Source organism: [Zimmermannella] bifida NBRC 103089 (assembly GCF_001570925.1).
In the GTDB taxonomy this organism is placed as follows: domain Bacteria; phylum Actinomycetota; class Actinomycetes; order Actinomycetales; family Microbacteriaceae; genus Gulosibacter; species Gulosibacter bifidus.
Genome location: NZ_BCSP01000015.1, coordinates 1 through 20,697, shown reverse-complemented (window position 1 = coordinate 20,697; position 20,697 = coordinate 1). Strand labels below are relative to the sequence as shown.

22 protein-coding genes and 1 riboswitch are annotated in these 20,697 nt (G+C 62.0%); of the genes, 12 read left to right on the top strand and 10 right to left on the bottom strand.

Features of this window, described 5'->3' with window-relative positions; all coding sequences use genetic code 11:
• Positions 1-2 precede the first annotated feature (2 nt).
• Together ZBI01S_RS08575 and dnaK are read right to left on the bottom strand one after the other, a co-directional pair.
• A complete protein-coding gene (locus tag ZBI01S_RS08575; protein ID WP_083524657.1) occupies positions 3-692 on the bottom strand; it encodes a nucleotide exchange factor GrpE in 690 nt (229 codons plus the stop codon).
• Positions 693-694: 2 nt separating this feature from the next.
• Entirely contained in the window at positions 695-2,560 is a 1,866-nt protein-coding gene (gene dnaK / locus ZBI01S_RS08570; RefSeq protein ID WP_066059225.1) for a molecular chaperone DnaK, read from the bottom strand.
• 330 nt (positions 2,561-2,890) lie between these two features.
• Here dnaK and ZBI01S_RS08565 point away from each other — a divergent pair, with 330 nt between their 5' ends.
• From ZBI01S_RS08565 to ZBI01S_RS10245, 8 genes are all read left to right on the top strand, one after another.
• Positions 2,891-3,451, top strand: a complete 561-nt coding sequence (locus ZBI01S_RS08565) for a DUF421 domain-containing protein (RefSeq protein WP_066059223.1) — start codon at positions 2,891-2,893, stop codon at positions 3,449-3,451.
• Positions 3,452-3,591: 140 nt separating this feature from the next.
• Positions 3,592-5,067: an endonuclease/exonuclease/phosphatase family protein gene (locus ZBI01S_RS08560; protein WP_066059220.1), complete on the top strand. Its 1,476-nt coding sequence runs from the start codon at positions 3,592-3,594 to the stop codon at positions 5,065-5,067.
• 85 nt (positions 5,068-5,152) lie between these two features.
• Positions 5,153-5,743, top strand: coding sequence for a hypothetical protein (locus ZBI01S_RS09605; protein ID WP_222822386.1), 591 nt, complete (start codon positions 5,153-5,155; stop codon positions 5,741-5,743).
• A 20-nt stretch (positions 5,744-5,763) separates the two neighbouring features.
• Complete coding sequence (locus ZBI01S_RS09600; RefSeq protein ID WP_083524656.1) at positions 5,764-5,988, top strand: HNH endonuclease signature motif containing protein; 225 nt, start codon at positions 5,764-5,766, stop codon at positions 5,986-5,988.
• A gap of 283 nt (positions 5,989-6,271) precedes the next feature.
• Positions 6,272-6,511, top strand: a complete 240-nt coding sequence (locus tag ZBI01S_RS10130; RefSeq protein WP_245610592.1) for a hypothetical protein — start codon at positions 6,272-6,274, stop codon at positions 6,509-6,511.
• A gap of 144 nt (positions 6,512-6,655) precedes the next feature.
• Complete coding sequence (locus ZBI01S_RS08550; protein WP_110477074.1) at positions 6,656-7,204, top strand: type I 3-dehydroquinate dehydratase; 549 nt, start codon at positions 6,656-6,658, stop codon at positions 7,202-7,204.
• A 90-nt stretch (positions 7,205-7,294) separates the two neighbouring features.
• Positions 7,295-8,932 (top strand): SpaA isopeptide-forming pilin-related protein, encoded by a 1,638-nt coding sequence (locus tag ZBI01S_RS08545; protein ID WP_066059211.1) that lies wholly within the window; start codon positions 7,295-7,297, stop codon positions 8,930-8,932.
• Positions 8,933-9,843: 911 nt separating this feature from the next.
• Complete coding sequence (locus tag ZBI01S_RS10245; RefSeq protein ID WP_370664378.1) at positions 9,844-10,044, top strand: LPXTG cell wall anchor domain-containing protein; 201 nt, start codon at positions 9,844-9,846, stop codon at positions 10,042-10,044.
• 194 nt (positions 10,045-10,238) lie between these two features.
• Here the strand turns inward: ZBI01S_RS10245 and ZBI01S_RS08540 are convergent, their stop codons facing one another.
• A complete protein-coding gene (locus tag ZBI01S_RS08540) occupies positions 10,239-10,550 on the bottom strand; it encodes an antibiotic biosynthesis monooxygenase family protein (RefSeq protein ID WP_066059208.1) in 312 nt (103 codons plus the stop codon).
• 91 nt (positions 10,551-10,641) lie between these two features.
• The gene (locus tag ZBI01S_RS08535) at positions 10,642-12,027 is read right to left on the bottom strand and encodes a D-arabinono-1,4-lactone oxidase (RefSeq protein WP_245610591.1); all 1,386 of its coding nucleotides are present in this window, start codon (positions 12,025-12,027) and stop codon (positions 10,642-10,644) included.
• 159 nt (positions 12,028-12,186) lie between these two features.
• Here ZBI01S_RS08535 and ZBI01S_RS09890 point away from each other — a divergent pair, with 159 nt between their 5' ends.
• Entirely contained in the window at positions 12,187-12,387 is a 201-nt protein-coding gene (locus ZBI01S_RS09890) for a hypothetical protein (RefSeq protein WP_159421476.1), read from the top strand.
• A gap of 79 nt (positions 12,388-12,466) precedes the next feature.
• Here the strand turns inward: ZBI01S_RS09890 and ZBI01S_RS08525 are convergent, their stop codons facing one another.
• The 6 genes from ZBI01S_RS08525 to ZBI01S_RS08500 all read right to left on the bottom strand — a co-directional run bounded on the left by ZBI01S_RS08525 (position 12,467) and on the right by ZBI01S_RS08500 (position 17,329).
• Positions 12,467-12,814 carry a chorismate mutase gene (locus ZBI01S_RS08525; RefSeq protein ID WP_066059198.1) on the bottom strand — a complete coding sequence of 116 codons (348 nt, stop codon included), beginning with the start codon at positions 12,812-12,814 and terminating at the stop codon, positions 12,467-12,469.
• An 8-nt stretch (positions 12,815-12,822) separates the two neighbouring features.
• Positions 12,823-13,530, bottom strand: a complete 708-nt coding sequence (gene deoC / locus ZBI01S_RS08520) for a deoxyribose-phosphate aldolase (protein WP_066059196.1) — start codon at positions 13,528-13,530, stop codon at positions 12,823-12,825.
• A gap of 121 nt (positions 13,531-13,651) precedes the next feature.
• Positions 13,652-14,296 (bottom strand): GNAT family N-acetyltransferase, encoded by a 645-nt coding sequence (locus ZBI01S_RS08515; RefSeq protein ID WP_066059193.1) that lies wholly within the window; start codon positions 14,294-14,296, stop codon positions 13,652-13,654.
• A 14-nt stretch (positions 14,297-14,310) separates the two neighbouring features.
• A complete protein-coding gene (locus ZBI01S_RS08510; protein WP_066059191.1) occupies positions 14,311-15,114 on the bottom strand; it encodes a PfkB family carbohydrate kinase in 804 nt (267 codons plus the stop codon).
• A gap of 276 nt (positions 15,115-15,390) precedes the next feature.
• Positions 15,391-16,677 (bottom strand): adenylosuccinate synthase, encoded by a 1,287-nt coding sequence (locus tag ZBI01S_RS08505; protein WP_066059188.1) that lies wholly within the window; start codon positions 16,675-16,677, stop codon positions 15,391-15,393.
• Positions 16,678-16,888: 211 nt separating this feature from the next.
• Positions 16,889-17,329 (bottom strand): DUF3151 domain-containing protein, encoded by a 441-nt coding sequence (locus tag ZBI01S_RS08500; protein WP_066059240.1) that lies wholly within the window; start codon positions 17,327-17,329, stop codon positions 16,889-16,891.
• Positions 17,330-17,452: 123 nt separating this feature from the next.
• A riboswitch (FMN riboswitch) is annotated at positions 17,453-17,596 on the top strand.
• A 197-nt stretch (positions 17,597-17,793) separates the two neighbouring features.
• Between ZBI01S_RS08500 and ZBI01S_RS08495 the strand changes: the two genes are divergently transcribed.
• The 3 genes from ZBI01S_RS08495 to ZBI01S_RS08485 all read left to right on the top strand — a co-directional run bounded on the left by ZBI01S_RS08495 (position 17,794) and on the right by ZBI01S_RS08485 (position 20,583).
• Positions 17,794-18,609, top strand: coding sequence for an ABC transporter permease (locus tag ZBI01S_RS08495; protein WP_083524655.1), 816 nt, complete (start codon positions 17,794-17,796; stop codon positions 18,607-18,609).
• Between the two features lie 120 nt (positions 18,610-18,729).
• Positions 18,730-19,779: an ABC transporter substrate-binding protein gene (locus ZBI01S_RS08490; RefSeq protein WP_066059183.1), complete on the top strand. Its 1,050-nt coding sequence runs from the start codon at positions 18,730-18,732 to the stop codon at positions 19,777-19,779.
• A gap of 123 nt (positions 19,780-19,902) precedes the next feature.
• Positions 19,903-20,583, top strand: coding sequence for a TrmH family RNA methyltransferase (locus ZBI01S_RS08485; RefSeq protein ID WP_066059180.1), 681 nt, complete (start codon positions 19,903-19,905; stop codon positions 20,581-20,583).
• Positions 20,584-20,697 lie beyond the last annotated feature (114 nt).

Genomic DNA, 20,697 nt, shown 5'->3' with positions numbered 1-20,697 from the left:
GTTTATTCAGCAGCGACGAACACTGCCACCTTTGCGGGACGAATCTCGCGGGTGCCGATGCGGTAGCCCACCTCGACAACGTCAGCGATCGTGGCTTCGGTCACTTCGGGGTTGGGCAGCTGGGCGACGGCTTCGTGGACCTGCGGGTCGAACGCTTCGCCAGCTTCGCCATAACGCTCCACACCCAGCTTGGCGATGGTGCTGCGGAACTTGGTGGCGATTACCTCCATGGGGGTTCCCGCTTCGAGGTCGCCAGCGGCTTCGGCACGGTCGAGGTCGTCCAGGACGGGCAGCAACTGCTTCACAACCTTGCCGGTGGTGATGTCAGCCAGCTCGTCCTTCTCTCGGTCGGTGCGGCGACGGTAGTTGGCGTAGTCCGCCTGCAGGCGCTTGAGGTCTGCCAGGTATCCGTGCGGATCATCGTTGGCTTCGTCACTCGCCTGCGCGTCGCTGCTTGCCTCGTCTGCGGTTCCGGATGCATCCGCATCCGCACCGTCTGCGGCGGGCGAGTCACTCGCGCTCGCGTTGGCCATTGCCTCTTCGAGCAGCGAGTTGAGCTCGTCCTCCGAGATCACGGGCAACTCGTCGTCGCCAGCCTCGGCCGCGGCAGCCTCGGACGAGTTCTGCTGCTCCTCGGGCGTCGTGGGTTCTTCCCGCGGGGTTTCGTTCTCGTTCCGGTTCTGCTCAGTCATGGCTACTTCTTGCTCTCGTCCTGGTCGTCTTCGTCTACGACCTCGGCGTCAACGATGTCGTCATCGTTCTCGGCGGCGTCGGTTGGGGTCTCAGCACCGGCAGCCTCAGCGTTTGCCTGTTCGGCCTGGTAGAGGGCTGCGCCGAGCTTCTGCTGCGACTGGTTGAGCTTCTCGAATGCGGCCTTGACGGCGTCGTCGTCTTCGCCAGCAAGCGCAGTCTTGAGCTCGTCGATGTCCGCCTGGACCTCGTTCTTGACGTCGGCAGGAAGCTTCTCGTCGTTCTCGCTGATGACCTTTTCGACCTGGTACACCGTGGTCTCGGCGACGTTGCGCTGCTCGGCAGCTTCGCGACGCTTCTTGTCTTCTTCTTCGTGCTCGGCAGCTTCACGAACCATGCGGTCGATGTCGTCCTTGGCAAGGCTGGTGCCGCCGGTGATCGTCATCGACTGCTCCTTACCGGTGCCCTTGTCGGTTGCCGAGACGTGCACGATGCCGTTGGCGTCGATGTCGAAGGTGACCTCGATCTGTGGCAGGCCGCGCGGAGCCGGTGCGATACCGGTGAGCTCGAAGGTACCCAGTGGCTTGTTGTCGCGAGTGAACTCGCGCTCACCCTGGAAAACCTGGATCTGTACCGACGGCTGCGAGTCTTCAGCAGTGGTGAAGGTCTCAGAACGCTTGGTTGGGATAGCGGTGTTGCGCTCGATGAGCTTGGTCATGATGCCGCCCTTGGTCTCGATACCGAGGCTCAGTGGGGTGACGTCGATGAGCAGCACGTCCTTGCGCTCACCCTTCAGCACGCCGGCCTGCAGCGCAGCACCCATGGCGACAACCTCATCTGGGTTCACGCCCTGGTTTGGCTCCTTACCACCGGTGAGTTCCTTAACGAGCTCGACAACGGCTGGCATACGGGTCGAACCACCAACGAGCACGACGTGGGCGATCTCCGAAACCTTGACGCCGGCTTCGCGAACAACGTCGTTGAACGGCTTCTTGGTGCGTTCGAGCAGGTCCTTGGTGAGGTCCTGGAACTTCGCGCGGGTCAGCGTGGTGTCGAGGTTTGCTGGACCTTCAGGGGTGACCGAGAGGTATGGCAGCTGAATTGCGGTGCTCGACGAGTTCGAGAGCTCCTTCTTCGCCTGCTCTGCGGCTTCCTTCAGGCGGCGCAGGGCCATCTTGTCGTTCGAAACGTCAACGCCGGTCTGCGACTTGAATTCTGCCGAGAGGAACTCGACGATGCGCTCGTCCCAGTCGTCACCACCGAGGCGGTTGTCACCGGCGGTTGCGCGAACCTGAATGGTCGAGAAGTCGTCGTCCTTACCAACTTCGAGCAGCGAAACGTCGAAGGTACCGCCACCGAGGTCGAAAACGAGGATGAGCTCGTCTTCCTTACCCTTGTCGAGACCGTAAGCGAGGGCTGCAGCGGTTGGCTCGTTGATGATGCGCAGGACGTTCAGACCGGCGATCTCACCGGCTTCCTTCGTTGCCTGACGCTCAGCGTCGTTGAAGTACGCCGGAACGGTAATAACCGCATCCGTTACCTTGTCGCCAAGGTAGGTTTCAGCGTCGCGCTTGAGCTTCGAAAGAATACGCGCCGAGATTTCCTGCGGGGTGTACGACTTGTCGTCAACCGACACCTTCCAGTCGGTACCCATGTGGCGCTTTACCGAAGCGATGGTGCGGTCGATGTTGGTAACCGCCTGGCGCTTGGCGGTCTCACCAACGAGAACTTCGCCGTCCTTGGCAAAACCAACGATCGACGGGGTCGTGCGAAGACCCTCGGCGTTAGCGATGACCTTGGGCTCGCCACCCTCGAGTACCGAGACAACCGAGTTGGTGGTACCGAGGTCAATACCTACTGCACGTGACATATGTGCTCCTTCTGTCTGGCACCACTGCGGTTGCAAGTGGCGAACAATGCTTAGTGTGCGTGTGGATGAGGCACCGCCGCCGCATTCGCGCCAGCAAGAACCTCCGCTCGATCAGGCCTTTTCCATTGGCTTCGGCAACCGATTCTTAAACCAGTAACCCTGAGCGAACCTGACTCAAGTTTAATCTTGAGTCGGCCGGTGTCAAGTTCGCGAAGCTGTGAGTTGAGTGAGATCGACTCAACTTCTCGCAAACACCCGAACGCACCAACCCACCAGCACCGAGCGCGTACCGTGGTCGCAACCGGGCCGCATCCCAGAACGGAATACCCCATGGACGACTTTTGGAACCTGTTCGCCATCAGCTGGCAAAACGCCCTCGCCGTGATCGCCTCAACCGTGGTGATCTACGTCGTATTCCTCGGATTCGTTCGTCTCTTTGGCGCACGCGTACTCTCGCAGTTCTCCACCTTCGATGCACTCGTCGTCATCATGCTCGGCGCCGTCGCCGGCCGCGTCGTATTGATGGATGTCCCAATCCTCCCCTCCGGCATCCTCGGACTCGGCACCCTGTTCCTGCTCGAGTTCACCATCGGCCAGCTCGGCCAGCGCGCCACCAGCGGCCGTCTCGTCAACCAGACACCAATCGTGCTCATGCGCGAGGGCCGCATCCTGCACCAAGGACTCAACCGCGCACACATGACCCCGGATGAACTCGCCAGCTCGCTGCGCCTGGCCGGTATTCGTCGCTGCAGCGAAGTGCAATTGGCGGTGTTTGAACCCAATGGTCGTGTTTCGGTGCTGCGCACCGGCACCAAGATCGACCCGTTCCTCACACGCCACCTGCACCTACCCGCAGACGACACCACCACGGGTTCGTTCTCCGAACGTTAACCGTAACGATTCCCTTTGTGTATTTGTGTTCACTACCGTGTCAGCGCACTTTGGAACGTGCCCAGACCGTGCGCCGCACCGTCGCAGCGTTCCGACGTGTCTGGACGACACGCATCCACGACCACACTGAAGGACATCGAATGAAGTTCCGCTTCGCCGCGCTCCTCGCCGCGGCCCTGCCGCTCACACTCTTGCCTACCGGTAACCAGGCACAGGCGGCCGACGCCCCAGCAACTGAAGAAGTGACCGTCGCCACGTTCAACGCCAGCCTCAACCGCACCGCCGACGGGCAGCTGCAGACCGACCTCGCTGACGGCAGCAATGAACAGGCACAGAACGTCGCCGAAACGATCCAGCGCACCAACCCCGACATCGTGCTCGTCAACGAGTTCGACTACGACGAAGCCCAAAACTCGGCCAACCTGTTCCGCGACAACTACCTCGAAGTTTCGCAGAACGGCGCCCCCGCAGCCGACTACCCCTACATGTGGACCGGCCCGGTCAACACCGGTGTTCCCAGCGGTTTCGACCTGAACAACGACGGCAACGTCGGCGGCCCCGATGACGCCCTCGGCTTCGGCCTCTTCCCCGGCCAGTACGGATTCGTCGTGTACTCGAAGTACCCGATCGACGAAGCCGCAGTGCGCACCTTCCAGAACTTCAAGTGGCAGGACATGCCCGGCGCGCTCCTGCCCGAAAACGCCGATGGCACCGGTTGGTACAGCGACGAAGAACTCGCCGTGATGCCGCTTTCGTCGAAGACCCACGCTGACATTCCCGTTGATGTGAACGGCACCACCGTGCACGTGCTCGCCGCCCACCCAACTCCCCCGTCGTTTGACGGTGCCGAAAAGCGCAACCAGAAGCGCAACCACGACGAGATCCGCATCTGGGCCGACTACATCTCGCAGAACGCTGACTACCTTTACGACGACAAGGGCGTCACCGGCGGCCTCGAAGCCGGCGCGAACTTCGTGATCGTCGGCGACTACAACGCTGACCCGGTTGACGGCGACTCATGGGACGGCGCGATCCAGCAGCTGCTTGACTCGCCACTCATCCTCGACCCGAAGCCCACTTCGGCCGGCGCCACAGAAGCTGCACAGCTCCAGGCTGGCGCGAACGAAACGCACCAGGCCGACCCAGCGCTCGACACGGCCGACTTCAACGACAAGCCCGCACCGGGCAACCTGCGCGTGGACTACGTGCTCGCGAACGCCGCCGCATCCACCGTTGACGCAGGCGTGTTCTGGCCAACCCGCGCCGACGAGCTCGTGCGACTGACCGGCGAATACCCGTTCCCAACCTCGGACCACCGCCTGGTCTGGGCGACCTTCGCATTCCCGGCAGCCGTGGCGCCGACAACCGAGCCGACTCCTCCAGTTGACCCAGTAGAACCGAGCGAACCTGCCGAGCCAAGCGCGCCTGCCGAATCAACCCCGGCTACGGAACCCGCCGCATCCGCCGAACCAACTGCGAGTGCCGCACCGGTTGCTGCCCAGCAGGGCGGCTCGCTCGCGGCGACCGGTGCGCAGTCACTGCTGCCATTCGCCGGCATCGCGCTCGCACTGATCGGCGCGGGCCTGGTGGCGCTGCGCGTGAAGCGCGCCCACTAGTACCCCCTCAACCTCAAACCCAACCCCACCTTGTCACGCTTCGCCGGTCGAGTCCTCATTCGATACGGGGAGACAGATCAGGCCCGTGACCTGTGTGACCGGGGAGGCGAATCTGTGCGAACCGCCGCTCAACGACAGCGAGCTGGCGAAAATCTGGAACTCAGCGTGCAGGTTCGCCTCGGAGGTTGCTGCTGATCCAGGCTACCTGCCGCCCGAGGTATACGAGGCGTTAGCAGGTTTACGTCCGGATGATTTTTCCGATGTCGGTCAGGCAGACACATTGGCTGGCGAGTACGCGAACAAAATCCGCTACTCACTGGCCACCAAATGGCTCGTCTACGACCATGGCGTGTGGGATAAGAACGACTTATCCGTACAAGGTGTGGTTCAAGAACTGACCTCCCGCCAACTCGAAGAAGCCGACCGCCTGATCGCAACGAGCCGGGAGACCATGACGGCAACCGGAGCCGATATCTTCATGGCAGCAGCCTCGTCGAAAGCACGCGGCATCGCGAAGCTTACACGTGTGCAGGCGGCCGCGTTTCGGGCGCGGGATTACCAAATACCTCGACAGCCGCAAGGCCGCGATTGCAGCGCTCCAGGACTTCCCGGTTATGGAGCACGCCGCGGAGAACTCCGAGTAAATCGTGGGCCATCTGCGCGAAGAACTCGCTAAACCAGCCTCGCCGCGCACCGATGGGATGCCGCACCACCTACATCACCACCCACCCGTTGTGTGAGGACTGCCTCGAACAAGGTAGGTACACGCCAGCAGCGGAAGTCCACCACAACCTCCCGCTGGGACACGGCGGCGCCCACGACCCCGGTTACCTCCGGGCGTTGTGCAAGCCGTGCCATTCGCGCCAGTCAGCCCTCGACGGTGACCGGTGGCGGCAACGACCGCGGGTCTACACCTACTGATTTCGCGGCACGTTGCGCCCTGTCGCGGCGATGTTGTGGCACCTCAAGAGATTGCCGGTCTTGATGCTGTTCGCCGCACTGGGGACAACCTGGCGGCGCCCGTGAGGGGTTAGGGCCGTCAGATCTCTACGACCTGGTCAGGGGTCAGCGGGCGGGGCGAACCGCGCGCAAGAACTCGGAATCAAACAGGGTATTGACCCCTCTCCTCACCTTTTCTGCGCCCAGGGGCGCGTTTCGGCCTCCCGCGTCAAGGCCCAACCCGGACAAAGACAGGAGGCAGCTTATGGCGAAAGGCGGCACCAACCGAGGCGGCAGACGTGTCCGCGCCGGAGCCAAGCCCGATGCGCTGAATGAGAAGCTCGCCGCCGGTCGTACCGCCACCCGCCTGGAGGATCCGCTCAGCGAACCGTTCGAGTTCAAAGGCAGCGACATTGGCTGGCATTTGCTCGGCTACAAAGTAGGCGGCGAGTCCCGGTTAAAGCTGGGGCGCGTGAGTAGTTTGAAAGAGCTCGATGAGCTTTGAACAGCTTGGATTTGGTTCAGCCCTGCCCTAAATCAGCAGCCGGCCCGCGCGGACGGAAGGGACACGAGCGACGTCCTCATCTGCCGCATGGTTGGTTGGATTCGCAGGTTATTAAAGACACCGAGCGGGCCCAGGTTGTAGCTAATGAATCGGTTGCAGATGGGGGCTGAATTGTCACAGATGAAGGCGCATGCCGGAAGCATTGAACTGGGCGGAGAGCGGGCGGCTGTTATCGAGCCCTTGACGGGCAAGAATGCATCCGACCTTGCACACAAAGCCCGCACCGATGCGGGCAGTGGCGCGGACGTCGTGGAGTGGCGGGTGGATCACCCAAGCGATATCTCCAACCCGGTTATTACCGGGTGCGCGCAGGCCCTTCGCCACGAAGTAAGCCTGCCGATTCTCGCTACGTTCCGCTTCTTGGGTGAGGTTTCGGCGCCGGGGCGGGTTGGGCCGGACGCGCTGGTGGAGTTTGATCAGGCAACGGGTTGGTTATCCGCAGATTGGGATCTAAATCTCCTATTTTCGCTTTGGCAGAGTCAGGTGAATGAGCGAGCCACGGTATCGCACGGTGCGGCTTTGATAGTCAGGCGCGAATTATACCACAAAGGTAAATCTAGCCGCCAGCTTAGGCGGCTTAGCATGATACACTTTTTTGGCATGAGGACCAAGTTTGGGTGTTTTGGCATCTAAGTGGGGCCTAAGTTGATACCTCTGTTTTCTCATTGTGAGGAAGCGTTGGCTTCGATGTTCTTAGAGTAAGAACTTTAGAAAGGGAAAAAGATGGATTTCAATCGAACGCTACCGCAGAGTAGCGTTTTGAAAAGACTGAACAGTGGTAGCGCATTCTTGGCCCTGTTCATGATTCTAGCCATGGTGCTGTCCACTGCGGTAGTGGCGTGGGCGCAGGATGAAAAGCAAGTTTTTGAAGGTTCAATGACTGCGCCGGGCTCTAATCATTTTCAGGTGCGGCCACAGCAGGGAGGCGACTGGGAGACTGCCTATTGCTTGAACATTCATCGTGCTTATCCCACGGCGTCGGGACAAGAGGGAGCAGACGGCCTTCCGCAGTTCTATAAGTCTGATGACCCATCCGACCTGGGGAGTTTCACTGAAACAAACGGTCCGGAGCTTACGCAAAAGCTTTTGGCTGTGATGTGGGTTGGCTATCCCAATGACGCGACGGGAGCCATTAAGAATGGTGATCTGACTAAAGATCAGTTGCGAAACGCTACGCAGAATGCAATTTGGCATCTTACTGACGGTTACGACGCTACGAATCAATTGAGTGGAGACACGCTCAAGGCTTACAACGTAATGATTGGCCAAAGCAAGTCCGAGACGTTGTCTTTTGGTACAACATTCGAGCTAAAGCCAGTTCCTGAGGGTTCTAAGCTAAATGTTTACCTACCTACCAACAACGTTACTCCGCCGACCGGTTATGGCCAGTGGCAAAACCTGTTGAGCAGCCAGTTTTTTGACGAGAACGATAACCCGATCTCGCCGGAGCCGAATAATCCTAACGAGCCAGGAAATGGCGAGTTTAACGTTAACTTTGAAAAGCTAGATAAAGACACGAAGACGTTCGTTGCTGGAGCGAAGCTGCAGTTGCAACCCCAGCTCAATAGCTCCACTATTAATGGGAACGCAGGGGATTTCACTTGGGATAGCAAGGATGCGGCGGAACAAATTAAGATGTCGCCCGGCGAGTATCTGCTGAAGGAGCTCCAAGCACCCCAAAACTACAAGCCTATTGACAACCCGAGCCTCCCGATCGCGCAGATTGCTGTTGCCGACGACGGCAGCGTAACCGTTAATTCCGAAGGCGATTCGGTGGTCTTCGAGAATGACACAGTTAAGATTTTCAACGAGGCTGAAGCTCCTAAGTCTTTTGATGTGGTGATTTCTAAGACCGATGTTGCCGGTAAGGAGATTGCTGGGGCTCAGATTGAGATTTGGTCTGCTGGCGATGACGGTACGAAGCTAGAGTCGTGGACCTCGGTTGAGGGCGAATCCAAGACGATTCAGCTTGCTGCTGGCGAGTATGTGTTTAAGGAAACTGTTGCGCCTGAGGGCTTCAAGGTGGTTTCTGAAATCAAGTTCAGTGTTGGCGCTGATGGCACGGTGACCACGACCGATGTGCAGCAAACGACTGACGGCAAGAAGGTTGCTACTGCTGATGGTGGCAAGCTAACTGTTATCAACGAGGCTGAGAAGACCGAGGAGCCCACTGAAGGCACGACTGTGAACCCGGGTACGTCTTCTACTTCGGGGTCTTCGGCGCCGTCCAACCCACAGGCTGATAAGCAGCCTTTGGCAACAACGGGCGCTGAGGTGGGCACGCTTACGCTGCTGGCCGGTGCGATGATGGCTGCTGGCGTCGCCCTAGTATCTCGCCGTAAGAGGAGCCAAACCCTATAGCTTGGTCGCTTGCTGAAGCGATCCAGGTTGTTGAACTGCAGGGCAGTGATGCACAAATGTGTATCACTGCCCTGCAGTTCAATTTTGACTAGTAGTAGCACGGTTGAGCTACGGCAGGGCTAGTAGTTGCGCGGTTTACTAATGAAGGACTGGTAGCGGCGCGACTGACCTAAGACGGGTGCGCGATGGGCGCCGGAATTGTCAGCTGTAACGCCGCACGGTTTACGTGCTGTCTCAGGTTATGCCCAGTAGTAGATTGTTGTTTCGGGTTGTTAGGGTCGGCGCTTATCGCCCTACCTGTTTGAGGTTTTGACTGCAGGTGGTACAAACCAGGCGGTCGTGCCGGATGTGAGCTTGTTTTGTTCTTCTCGTTCAGCGGTGGAAGATATTTGCGGCGGCCCGGTGCGGAGAGCGGTTTCGGCGCCGATTAGGGGCCATTCGCGTGTGGAGTCTGAACGTAGCAGGAGCTCACTTTCTACGGGCACGAACACGTCTTCTTTTGAAGTGTTGAATACGCACATGAAGTTACCGCTGGTGAACGCTCCACCCCGGAGCCTGCCATTCCAGGCCACTCACCCACGCGAGGCTAGCGTTGCCCAAGTTGTATTCCTTGCATAGGCGTAGCGCAAGCTACGTGTGGGTTAGTCGGCAATCTTCGAAGGAGTTGATCGGTGGGAGGGGCGAACCGCTACACCCTTGAAGGTGCCATGCCCGCCGCAGAATCCGAAGGGCAGCTGGATGGCTCCGGCCAGGGAAGCCAGGATAATGCGCATTGAGGAGCGCCTCGTGGTGTAAGCCTCGTCTTCCCAGGAACCGGGATAGTTGTTGGGTCGGTCCGATCTTATGATCAGGCGCGAGTTGATGGCTTTCCACAGGGGCGGGACGCCAATCTTATCTCTTTCGAAAAGTGAATCTTCGATGGCTTCAATTCAGTCCCGGCTACGGAACCCGCCGCATCCACCGAACCGACTGCGAGTGCCGCACCGGTTGCTGCCCAGCAGGGCGGCTCGCTTGCGGCGACCGGTGCGCAGTCGATGCTGCCATTCGCCGGCATCGCGCTCGCACTGATCGGCGCGGGCCTGGTGGCGCTGCGCGTCAAGCGCGCTCACTAGCGCACCAGCCGCTAGCGCCCTCCGCTGGCGCACCCAAACCCAAATACGAGTGAACATGTGCCCTTATGAGCCTTCATAAGGGCACATGTTCACTCTTTTTTTGCGGGGGCTGCGCGGGGCTACGGCGGATGCACGTGGCAGGCGGGCAGGACCGCGGCGGATGCGCGTGGGCACGCCGCGCACGAACGGCCCCGCTAGGCGGTCGCGGGCTTGACGTCCATGACGACGTCGAACTCGAGCAGCGATGCACCCGATGCCACGGGCTTGCCGTGCTCGCCCGCATGCGCGGCACGCGCATCCCCGTCACGCCAAGCGGCGTACGATTCCTCGTCGGCCCAGTGCGTCACGACAAAGTAGCGGTCCTCACCGGCAGTCGGGCGAAGCAGCTGAAATCCCAGGAAACCGGGAGTGCCATCGATCGCGCCGGCACGCTGCGAAAAGCGGCGCTCAAGCTCGGCACCGGCCTGTGGTGGAACAGAAATTGCGTTGATCTTTACGATTGCCATGACCGCAGCCTATGCCGCGCGCATCCACGACAGCCGAACGCACCGCATCCGGCCAACGAACCCGCTGGCCAACAAACCCCCGACGCCGCACCTAGGCGCCGAGCACCCGGTCGAGATACGTGTTGTGGAACACTCGCTGCGGGTCAAGATCGTTGCGCAGTGTCACGAACTCATCAAAGCGCGGGTACAGCTCGCGCAGTTCCTCGGCACGCAACGTGTGCAGCTTGCCCCAGTGCGGGCGACCGCCAGCAGCGAGCAGCACCTCTTCGATCGCGCCGAAGTACTCTTCGTGCGGTTCGCGCACGTAGCGGTGCACCGAAATGTAAGTGCTTTCGCGCTCAAAAGCAGGCGAAAGCGGAATGTCGTCGGCCGCGGTCGTGCGCACCTCGATCGGGAACGAGACGCGCCAATCGCGCCGCTCAATCAAGCGGCGAATCTCACGCACGACCTCGGGGCCGTCTTCGAACGGCACCGCGTATTCCATCTCGTTGAAGCGCACCTTGTGCGGCTGCGCGAACACCTGGTGCGAGTCGTCGGTGAACTTCTTGCGCGCCATCAGGCTCGACGTGAACTGGTTCACCTTGGGCACGATGCCCGGAACCATCGTGCCGATCGTGGCCGAAACCTGACGACCCCAGGTCTGCACGAGCGCTTCATCCACGAATCGCGAAAATGCGCTCTGCGGCATATACCCTTCGACCTCTTCGCCCTCGGCCAGGCGACGATTGCGCTTCACGAGCGCCGCCGTCGAGTGCGGGTACCAGAGAAAGCTGTAGTGGTCGTGCTCGCGAGCCTGTGCCACAAAGGTGTCGAGCACCTCGTCAACCGGCGCCGACTCTTCGTTCGCGGCGACACGGAACGCCGGCACACACTGCAGGCCGACTTCGAGAATGATGCCGAGGGCGCCGATACCGATGCGGCCAAACGTAAAGAGTTCGGGATGCGTGCGGGAGTCGCAGTAGAGAATCGAGCCGTCGGCAAGCACGATACGCAGCGAACGCACCGCACCCGAAAGGTTCGTGAACTGCAAGCCGGTACCGTGGGTACCCGTCGAAATCGCTCCGGCAATCGTCTGCGCAGCAAAGTCACCCTGGTTTGCGAGCGCGAGACCGTGCGGCTTCAGCAGCTCAGGGATCTTGAGGATCGGCGTACCCGCGCGGAACGTCGCAACGTTCGTTTCGCTATTGACCGACACCAACCCGGTGTAGTCGTTGAAGTGCAGGCGCAGCCCGTCGGTGGTGGCGATGTCGTTGAACGAGTGTCCGGCACCCACGGTCTTGACCTTGAGGCCCGACCCGCCCGCGCCGATCACCAGCGACTTGACTGCCGTTTCGGTAGTCGGACCAGCCGTGAGCTGCGAGGCGTCGCTGACCGCACCCGACCAGTTACGCCAGGCGTGCATGCGCTTTTTGGATGCGACGGGTGCGGATGCGCGTTTCGTGCTGTTCGACTTCGCTGCCGATGGTTCAGGCGTCAACCCGCATCCTTTCTCGTGCAATGTGTTCTGCCAGCCAAGAGCTTGGTTGTTCTTGGCGGTAATTCGTCATGTCTTGGCACCCGATGCCACCAGGCTTGCGCCGAGAACACTCGACGATTCCGTGGCCGGGCAGGTGCGGATCGTCACCGTGGTTCGCAAGTGACTGCATCCCGAAACGCTTCGGCACAGCCGCAAGATCTTGTGGCGACCCTAAAAAACAACCGGATGTATTGTGTCACCTTCAGTGCCTATCTGCACGACCCAGCATGCAGATTTGCTGATTACAACAAGCAATTCGTGGATTCCGCACGGGAATCAAATGCCGATGCACCGATGCTTGTCGATTTCCGCAGCGAATAGCGCGATTCGAAGTGCGTAACGTCGATGCGCACGCACCACGACCGCGGCAAGCACTGGACCGTCGCTACCGCCGCGACCGCTATTCGGCCTCGGCCGCGATGCGCTCGTGATGGTTAATCACCTCAGCGATGACAAACCCCAAGAACTTCTCGGCGAACTCCGGATCGAGATCGGCATCGTGCGCGAGCTGACGCAAGCGCGCCACCTGACGCTCTTCGCGAGCGGGATCGGAAGCCGGCAGACCCGCATCCGCCTTGAGCTTGCCAACATGCTGCGTGTGGCGAAAGCGTTCGGCAAGAATGTGGATCAATGCCGCATCGATGTTATCGATCGACTTGCGAATACCCGCGAGTTCTTCGAGCGCGGCAGCGCGCGTGGCGTCGCCGGTTGCGCCGTTGGTGGATGCGGTTGCGACAGCATCAGTCATGGCGCGACCTACGCTTCGGGAGCGACCGCGAGCACCTCACGGCTGGCCGACATGCCGAGTCGGCTGGCGCCGGCGTCGATCATGGCCATCGCATCGTCGTAGCTGCGGATGCCACCCGAAGCCTTGACGCCGAGGCGATCGCCCACGGTCTTGCGCATCAGCGCGACGGCGTGCGTCGAAGCACCGCCAGCCTTGTGGAAACCGGTCGAGGTCTTAACGTAGTCGGCACCAGCGGCTTCCGATGCTTCACAAGCCTGCACGATCTCTTCGTCGGTGAGGGCAGCGGATTCGATGATGACCTTGAGCAGCGTCGGTGCGGGTGCAGCCTGGCGAACGGCTGCAATGTCGGCCTGCACGAGGTCAACGCGACCAGCCTTGAGCATGCCGATGTCGATCACCATGTCAATTTCGTGTGCGCCCTTGAGCACGGCGTTTGCGGCTTCGAGGGCCTTCGCGGTCGAGTCGTGCTTGCCCGAGGGGAAGCCGACGACGGTGCAAATCTTGGGCTCCTGGTCGGCCGAAACGGCAACCGGTTCGTTGTTGGTCGCCCACGCGTCGCCAACGGGAAGCATGTTCGGCGAAACGCAAATCGAGAAAGTGCCGAGTTCGCTGGCTTCGTTGTGCAGTGCGACGACATCCTCGTTGGTGGCGTCGGTGGCGAGCAGGGTGTGGTCAATGTACTTCGCGAGTTCGGCGCGGGTGAGCTTCGCAGTCATGTCCTCTTCTTTCACGATGATTCGGTCGTGGCAGCAGCCGCGCAGATCGCGCAAACCTACCCTTTATTTTGTCATGGTCGTGCTGGCCGCATCCGTAGGAATGCCAGCTTTTCGTGAGGCGTTACGCGGTGCGGATGCGCTGCTGCAGTCCCGCAGCAACCTGCGGCCACTCGTCGACCAGGATGCTGAACACCAGTGTCGAGCGCCAGGTACCGTCGGCGCGCTGCCGGTCTTCACGAAGCAGTGCGTCTTGCGTTGCGCCAAGTTTGCGCACGGCGGCTGCGGAACGTTCATTGCGCGCATCCAACTCGAACGTCACCCGGTGAAACCCACCGTCGAATGCGGCAGCCAACAGTGTGTGCTTGGCATCAGGGTTAACGTGGCTGCCCCAGGCCAGCGGCGCGTAGGCGGTGTACCCGATGGTGACCGAACCGCGTGCGGCGTTCGCTTGGTACAGCGAGGTGGTGCCGACTGCGAGATCGGTTTGCGCATCCCGAACCAAATACGAGCGTGCGGTGGGGCCTGCCGGGTGGTAGCCACCGAACCACGCCACGAACGCGTCATCATCGGCCGGGTACGCGGCCGGTCCGCCGCCGAACCCGCCGGCAAAGACCTCGGGCACGCGCAGGATCGGTGCGAGCTCGCGAATACCCGCCTCGGTGAGCGGTTCGAGACGGATGCGGGCGCCTTCGAGCACCGCATCCGCCCCGGGAAGCTCCGGGCGGGCACCGGCAGCGAGCACGTCAGTGTGCGCGGATTGTGTCATTAGCGAGATGCCGCTTAGCGGTCGCCCTGCCAAACAACGTCGAACGGCGTCTGGCCCTCGAGCGAGCGGGCGATACCTTCGGTCACGAACGACTTGGCGGCGTCAACGGCGTCGTGCAGGCTGTCGCCCTTCGCAAGACCGGCAGCGATTGCGGTGGCGAGGGTGTCGCCGGCGCCCGAGACGCGCTTCGAACCAACCTTCGGGCGAGCGAACTGCACGAGTTCGCTGCCGTCCCAGAGCACGTCGATGGCCTGGTCGCCGGGGGTGTCCATACCGCCCTTAACGAGTACGGCCCTGGCACCCGCATCGGCAATGCGCTTGGCGGCTTCGCCAAAGTCCCTGACGCTGGCGAGGTCATCCATGCCCGAGAGAATCGAGGTCTCAACGAGGTTTGGTGTGAGTACGTCGGCGAATGGCAGCACCTCGCGGCGCAGAGCCGTGTCGATGTCCAGGGCTGCGCCGGGTTCCTGGCCCTTGCAGATCAGTACCGGGTCGAGCACGATGTTCGGCAGCTTCGCTTCGGCGAGAATGTCACGCACGGCTTCAATGGTCGGTACGGCACCGAGCATGCCGATCTTGACGGATGCGGGGCTCCAGTCGGCGAGGGTGGCTTCGGCCTGGTCGCGGATCACCTGTGCGTCGATGGGCACGAAGCGGTGGTTCCAGTTGTCCTTGGGGTCGAACGACACGATGCAGCTGAGCGTGAGTGCGCCGTAGACGTTGAATTCCTGCAGGGTGCGCAGGTCGGCCTGGCAGCCGGCGCCACCGGTTGATTCGGATCCGGCGATTACGAACGTAACTGGAGTTGGAGCGGTCATGACTCTCTGCTTTCTTCCCGCGGTGTTCTTCACACGGGTGGTCGTCCCGGGGTGGACACCCCTCGCTGCCACGAAGTTCGCGACAGGGATGCGGAAAGCCTACGCGCGCATCCCGAATAGCTGCCGAATCTGCCCGGTGGGTCGAGTCGTCCAACGGGATACGAGAAGCCCCACACGCGCAATTGCGTGCGGGGCTTCAGTTCTGGCGGTGTCAGGTTGCTCGACACCAGCGAGCAACCGAATTGGCCGAGCAGCCGAACTAGCCGAGCGGCCGAATTAGCCGAGCAGATTGTGCAGCTCGATGATGTGGTCGCGGTCGGGACCGGTGCCGATCGCCGAAATGCGCGCACCCGAGAGCTCTTCGACAGCCTTAACGTACGACTGGGCGTTTGCCGGCAGTTTGTTGAAGTCGCGGATGCCTGAGATGTCTTCTTCCCAGCCCGGGAACTCTTCGTAAATCGGCTTGGCGTGGTGGAAGTCGCTCTGCGATACCGGCATCTCGTCGAAGCGCTGGCCGTCAACCTCGTAGGCGACGCACACCGGAATCGTTTCGAACTTCGAGAGCACGTCGAGCTTCGTCATCACGATGTCGGTGAAGCCGTTGATGCGCGACGAGTAGCGCGCGATGACCGAGTCGAACCAGCCCGTGCGACGGGCACGTGCGGTGGTCACACCAAACTCGCCACCGGCCTGGCGCAGACGCTCGCCAACCTCGTTGTCGAGCTCGGTTGGGAACGGACCCGAACCCACGCGCGTGATGTACGCCTTCTGAATACCAACGATGCGGTCGATTAGACGCGGCGAAATACCGGTACCGGTTGCCACACCACCCGACGTCGCCGATGACGAGGTCACGTACGGGTAGGTGCCGTGGTCGATGTCGAGCATGGTGGCCTGACCGGCCTCAAACACGACCGTTTGGCCGGCAGTCAGCGCGTTGTGCACCTCGAGCGAAGTGTCGCCCACCATCGGCGCCACGCGCTCTGCGTACTCGAGCAGGTTGTCAGCGATCTCGTCGACGCTGAATGCGCGACGGTTGTAGGTCTTAACGAGCAGTTCGTTCTTCTGAACCAGCGCGCCTTCGATCTTCTGACGCAGGATGCGCTCATCAAAGAGGTCCTGCATCCGAATACCAACACGGTTGATCTTGTCGGCGTAGGTCGGGCCGATGCCGCGGCCGGTGGTACCAATACGACGCTTGCCGAGGAAGCGTTCGGTCACCTGGTCGAGCGCGCGGTTGTATTCGGGGATCACGTGGGCGTTACCCGAAATGCGCAGCTTCGACACGTCGATGCCGCGTTCTTCGAGGTGCTCGAGTTCTTCGAACAGCACGCTCAGGTCGACCACCACACCGTTACCGATCACCGGGGTGACACCCGGCGTCAGGATGCCCGAAGGCAGCAGGTGCAGGGCGTACTTTTCGTCGCCCACCACCACGGTGTGACCGGCGTTGTTACCGCCGTTGAACTTCACCACGTAATCAATGCGGCCGCCGAGCAGGTCAGTTGCCTTGCCCTTACCTTCGTCGCCCCACTGCGAACCAATAATCGCTACGCCTGGCATATTTCACCCAATCCCGTTGTGCGCGGAGCTCGACCGCGCGAATAGGGGTTTGACCGGTGTGCACAGGATGCGGTTCGGCCAGTTCCCCACGGTTCGCCCGAGTTTTCGGGCACCCGGTCATGGTACCGGGCACTAACGATGTCTCCCAGAACGTCGACGGAACGTTGCCGAATCTGCGCGCTGTGGGTTGGGGGTTTTGGTGCGTGGCCGCCTACGCGACGTCGAGTGCCTCGAGGGCCGCGGGATCCGCATCCTGTAGCAGCGCCGTGAGCCGCTCAACCTCGCCCGTCTCGCCAATCTCGGCAGCCGCGCGACGCAGCAACCAGAAGCAGCGCAGCACGCCACGGTTCGGTTCGTGCGACCAGGGCACCGGACCCTGACCACGCCAACCCGACTTGCGCAGGGCATCCAAACCGCGGTGGTAGCCAACGCGAGCGTAGGCGTACGCCGCAATCGTGGCGCCGGTTGCGTGTGCGGCATCGGCGAGCGCCGCCCAAGCCAGCGATGACTCGGGGTGCTTGGCTGCGATGGCCTCGTAGGCGTCGATATCGGGGGCATCAACATCGTGCGGCAGGTTCGCAAGATCGTTTGCGACCTCGGGCTCCGCGGCCAGGCGAGTCTCGGGGATTCCCAACAAATTGCGTGCGTCCATGCACCGAATGGTACCGAGCGCGCCGCAACTCCCGCCGACATTCCTTGCGCAGGCAAACGCATCCATCAGTCAGCCCGCAGATGCGAGATCGAGCGCTAGCGCGTACAGTAACCCTCACGAGTACACGTGCTCCGGGGTCGGTGAAAGTCCGAGCCGGCGGTTACAGTCCGCGACCCGCTGCCAATCATTCGCAAGAGTGTGCGGCCGCGGTTGATTCGGTGAAATTCCGAAACCGACGGTTAAAGTCCGGATGGGAGGAAGCACGCGGTGGTCTCGTAGTTGCCGTGCATCCACGCTCGTAGTGGATGCATTTGGTCGCGAACCCGTACGTCGACGGCACACGCTGTTGGCGGGCGAACGGTACGTGGCACGGCAACCGCGTGACTTGTGGCGCCTGACGGTGCCCACCGCATCCCGCCTTCGCATCGACCCACATCTCGGGGCAGATTCAGCAGGAGGCCCCGATGCACCCCACCGCGAATACCGCCGCACGCGTTGCGGCACCGATCGCGCTCGCTGTCGTGCTGCTTGGCGCGTGGGAATGGTTCGTGCGCAGCGGCGGCGTCGCCGAGGTGTTTTTGCCGGCGCCGAGCGCCCTGGCCGAACGATTCTGGCTCGAATGCGCCGAAGGACCATTGCTGAAGCATGCCGGGGTGACGCTTATTGAGGCACTCTGCGGTACGGGCATCGCCATCGCGGTCGCGCTGCCGCTCGGGTATCTCGTGGCGCGCGTCGCCTGGATTCGGCTGACGCTTACGCCGTACATCACCGCCTCGCAAGCCGTGCCCGCCGTCGCCGTCGCTCCCCTGCTTGCGCTGTGGATCGGCTACGGGCTCACCCCGGTCGCGATCCTCTGCGCCATCGTCGCGTTCTTCCCCATGCTCGTCACCACCACGCTCGGTGTGCGCGCCGTGCCCACCGAAGTGCTCGAAGCGGCCCGGCTCGACGGTGCCAATTGGGCGCAAACGCTCGTGTGGGTCGAAGGCCCGCTGATGCTGCCGAGCGTGCTCACCGGCATCCGCGCGGGCATCGCGCTCTCGGTGACCGGCGCGGTGGTGGGCGAGTTCACCATGGGCGGCAAGGGCCTGGGGCAGCTGCTGACGCTATTCCGGGATGCGAACGACACCGAAGGTCTGTTCGCCACGCTGGTCATGTTGGTCGCGCTCGCGATCGCCCTCTTCACCGCCGTCTACCTGCTCGAGCGCCTCGCCGGCCAGCGCGGACGGAACGCCGCCAGCCGCCGCATGCGCGCATCCACCATGCTCGTCGCCGCGACCTAGCCGGTCTGCGCACCGATCGCATCCGCGCTGAACGCCGAGACGCCACGCCGCTACCCCACTGCAACGCAAATCCATCGTCTTACCCATCCTCGAACCGAGGCCATCTCCGAAAGGACCACCGTGAACCAACACCCCAAGCGCCGTTTCTTCACTCGCGCGCTGCGCACGATCGCCGCCACCACCGTCGCGGCCCTCGCGCTCGCCGGTTGCCAGTCTGGCGGTAACCCCGGCGGCACGGAGGCTGCGGGCGAACCGATCACGGTCGGCCTCACCTACACCCCGAACATCCAGTTCGCGCCGTTCTATGTGGCCGAAGAACTCGGCTACTTTGACGAGGCCGGCGTCAACGTTGAACTGCGCCACCACGGCGAGAGCGAAGAACTGTTCGGCGCTATCAAGAACGGCACCGAACAGATGGTTTACGCCAGCGGCGACGAGATCGCCCAGGCGGTGCCTGGCGGCGTCGAGATGCGGTCGGTCGCGACGCTGTACGCCAAGTACCCGGCCGTGCTGATCGTGCCGGAAGACTCCGACATCAAGACGGCCGAAGACCTGCGCGACAAAAAGATCGGTGTGCCCGGCGCCTACGGCCAGACCTACTTCGCACTGCTCGCCATGCTCGCCCGCGCAAACATGGACGTTGAGAACATTCACCTCGAAGAAATCGGTTACACGCAGCAGGCTGCGCTGACCACCGGCAAGGTCGATGCCGTGATGGGCTTTGCAAACAACGATGCGGTGCAGATCGAAGCCAGCGGTTTCCCGGTGCGCACGATCGACGCCGTACTGCCCGAATCGCCGGTGCTTGTGGGACCCGCCGTGGCCGCATCCGACTCGCTGATTGACGAACGCGGCGAGGACATCACCCGCGTACTCGAGGCTGTCTCGCGCGCGCTCGACTACATTCGCGAAAATCCAGAGGAAGCCGTGAAGCTCTCAGCCGAGTACATTCCGACCCTCACGAGCCCAGAACAGCGCGACGCAGCCCTCGCCACGCTCGAAGCCTCGCTGCCGCTGATGGCTGACGGCGACCTGCAGAACGTTCCCGAGCACTGGACCGCGATGGTTGAGTTCATGAAGACGCGCGAGCTGTTGCCGGGTCGTGTGCAGGCCGAGCTGCTCTACACGAACGACCTGCTGCCCGGCGCGACGCCGAAGGCCCGCAACTAGTTCCGCATAACTTGCACAAAATCGGCGTTATGTTGCTGTGAGAGCAACATAACGCCGATTTTGAGCGCGTTAGTCGCCGTGGCGCCCAGTGCATTCAGTGATCGGGGCACAATAAGAGGCACGATGACTGACGCAACGAACCCTGCCGAGAACCCCACCCACGAACTTTCCACCTGGGGCGTGGGGCCGTGGCCCGGCGGCAAGGACGCCTGGCCCGACGACGAGCGACTCGACCCCGAGCTGCTCGAACACGGCGACACCCGCAATGTCATCGACAAATTTCGGTACTGGCGCATGGACGCGATCGTCGCTGAGCTCGACAAGTCGCGGCACCCATTCCATGTCGCGATCGAGAACTGGCAGCACGATATGAACATTGGTTCGATCGTGCGCAGCGCCAACGCGTTCGGCGCGAACACGGTGCACATCGTGGGGCGTAAGCGTTGGAACCGACGCGGCGCAATGGTGACCGACCGCTACCAGCACGTCGTGCACCACGAGACCGTTGCCGACCTCGTGGCCTGGGCCCGATCGGCGAATATGCCGATTATCGCGATCGACAACGTGCCCGGATGTGTGCCGATCGAGACGACACCGCTGCCGGAACGCTGCGTGTTCTTGTTTGGCCAAGAAGGGCCAGGGCTCACGCGCGAGGCGGTTGCCGCTGCCGAGCAGGTGATTGAGATCACGCAATTTGGTTCGACGCGATCGATCAACGCGTCGGCTGCGGCGGCGGTCACCATGCACGATTGGGTGCTGCAGCACGTGTACGGCCGCGGGCCGGCTGCGAACACGGCCGGCTAGCGAAGCTGCGGCGCGGCTTCGCGCCCTTTCGCGTGCTCCCGGCGGGCTCCGGCCGTCGGCTCGGGCGCTGGCCGGCGACCGCGGTCGACTCGGGTGTGCGCTGCGCCCTTTGGT

Coding starts and splice junctions, on each gene's coding strand:
- ZBI01S_RS08575 (WP_083524657.1), bottom strand. CDS start 692: ATGACTGAGCAGAACCGGAACGAGAACGAAACCCCGCGGGAAGAACCC.
- dnaK (WP_066059225.1), bottom strand. CDS start 2,560: ATGTCACGTGCAGTAGGTATTGACCTCGGTACCACCAACTCGGTTGTC.
- ZBI01S_RS08565 (WP_066059223.1), top strand. CDS start 2,891: ATGGACGACTTTTGGAACCTGTTCGCCATCAGCTGGCAAAACGCCCTC.
- ZBI01S_RS08560 (WP_066059220.1), top strand. CDS start 3,592: ATGAAGTTCCGCTTCGCCGCGCTCCTCGCCGCGGCCCTGCCGCTCACA.
- ZBI01S_RS09600 (WP_083524656.1), top strand. CDS start 5,764: ATGGGATGCCGCACCACCTACATCACCACCCACCCGTTGTGTGAGGAC.
- ZBI01S_RS10130 (WP_245610592.1), top strand. CDS start 6,272: ATGGCGAAAGGCGGCACCAACCGAGGCGGCAGACGTGTCCGCGCCGGA.
- ZBI01S_RS08550 (WP_110477074.1), top strand. CDS start 6,656: ATGAATCGGTTGCAGATGGGGGCTGAATTGTCACAGATGAAGGCGCAT.
- ZBI01S_RS08545 (WP_066059211.1), top strand. CDS start 7,295: ATGGATTTCAATCGAACGCTACCGCAGAGTAGCGTTTTGAAAAGACTG.
- ZBI01S_RS08540 (WP_066059208.1), bottom strand. CDS start 10,550: ATGGCAATCGTAAAGATCAACGCAATTTCTGTTCCACCACAGGCCGGT.
- ZBI01S_RS08525 (WP_066059198.1), bottom strand. CDS start 12,814: ATGACTGATGCTGTCGCAACCGCATCCACCAACGGCGCAACCGGCGAC.
- deoC (WP_066059196.1), bottom strand. CDS start 13,530: ATGACTGCGAAGCTCACCCGCGCCGAACTCGCGAAGTACATTGACCAC.
- ZBI01S_RS08515 (WP_066059193.1), bottom strand. CDS start 14,296: ATGACACAATCCGCGCACACTGACGTGCTCGCTGCCGGTGCCCGCCCG.
- ZBI01S_RS08510 (WP_066059191.1), bottom strand. CDS start 15,114: ATGACCGCTCCAACTCCAGTTACGTTCGTAATCGCCGGATCCGAATCA.
- ZBI01S_RS08505 (WP_066059188.1), bottom strand. CDS start 16,677: ATGCCAGGCGTAGCGATTATTGGTTCGCAGTGGGGCGACGAAGGTAAG.
- ZBI01S_RS08500 (WP_066059240.1), bottom strand. CDS start 17,329: ATGGACGCACGCAATTTGTTGGGAATCCCCGAGACTCGCCTGGCCGCG.
- ZBI01S_RS08495 (WP_083524655.1), top strand. CDS start 17,794: ATGCACCCCACCGCGAATACCGCCGCACGCGTTGCGGCACCGATCGCG.
- ZBI01S_RS08485 (WP_066059180.1), top strand. CDS start 19,903: ATGACTGACGCAACGAACCCTGCCGAGAACCCCACCCACGAACTTTCC.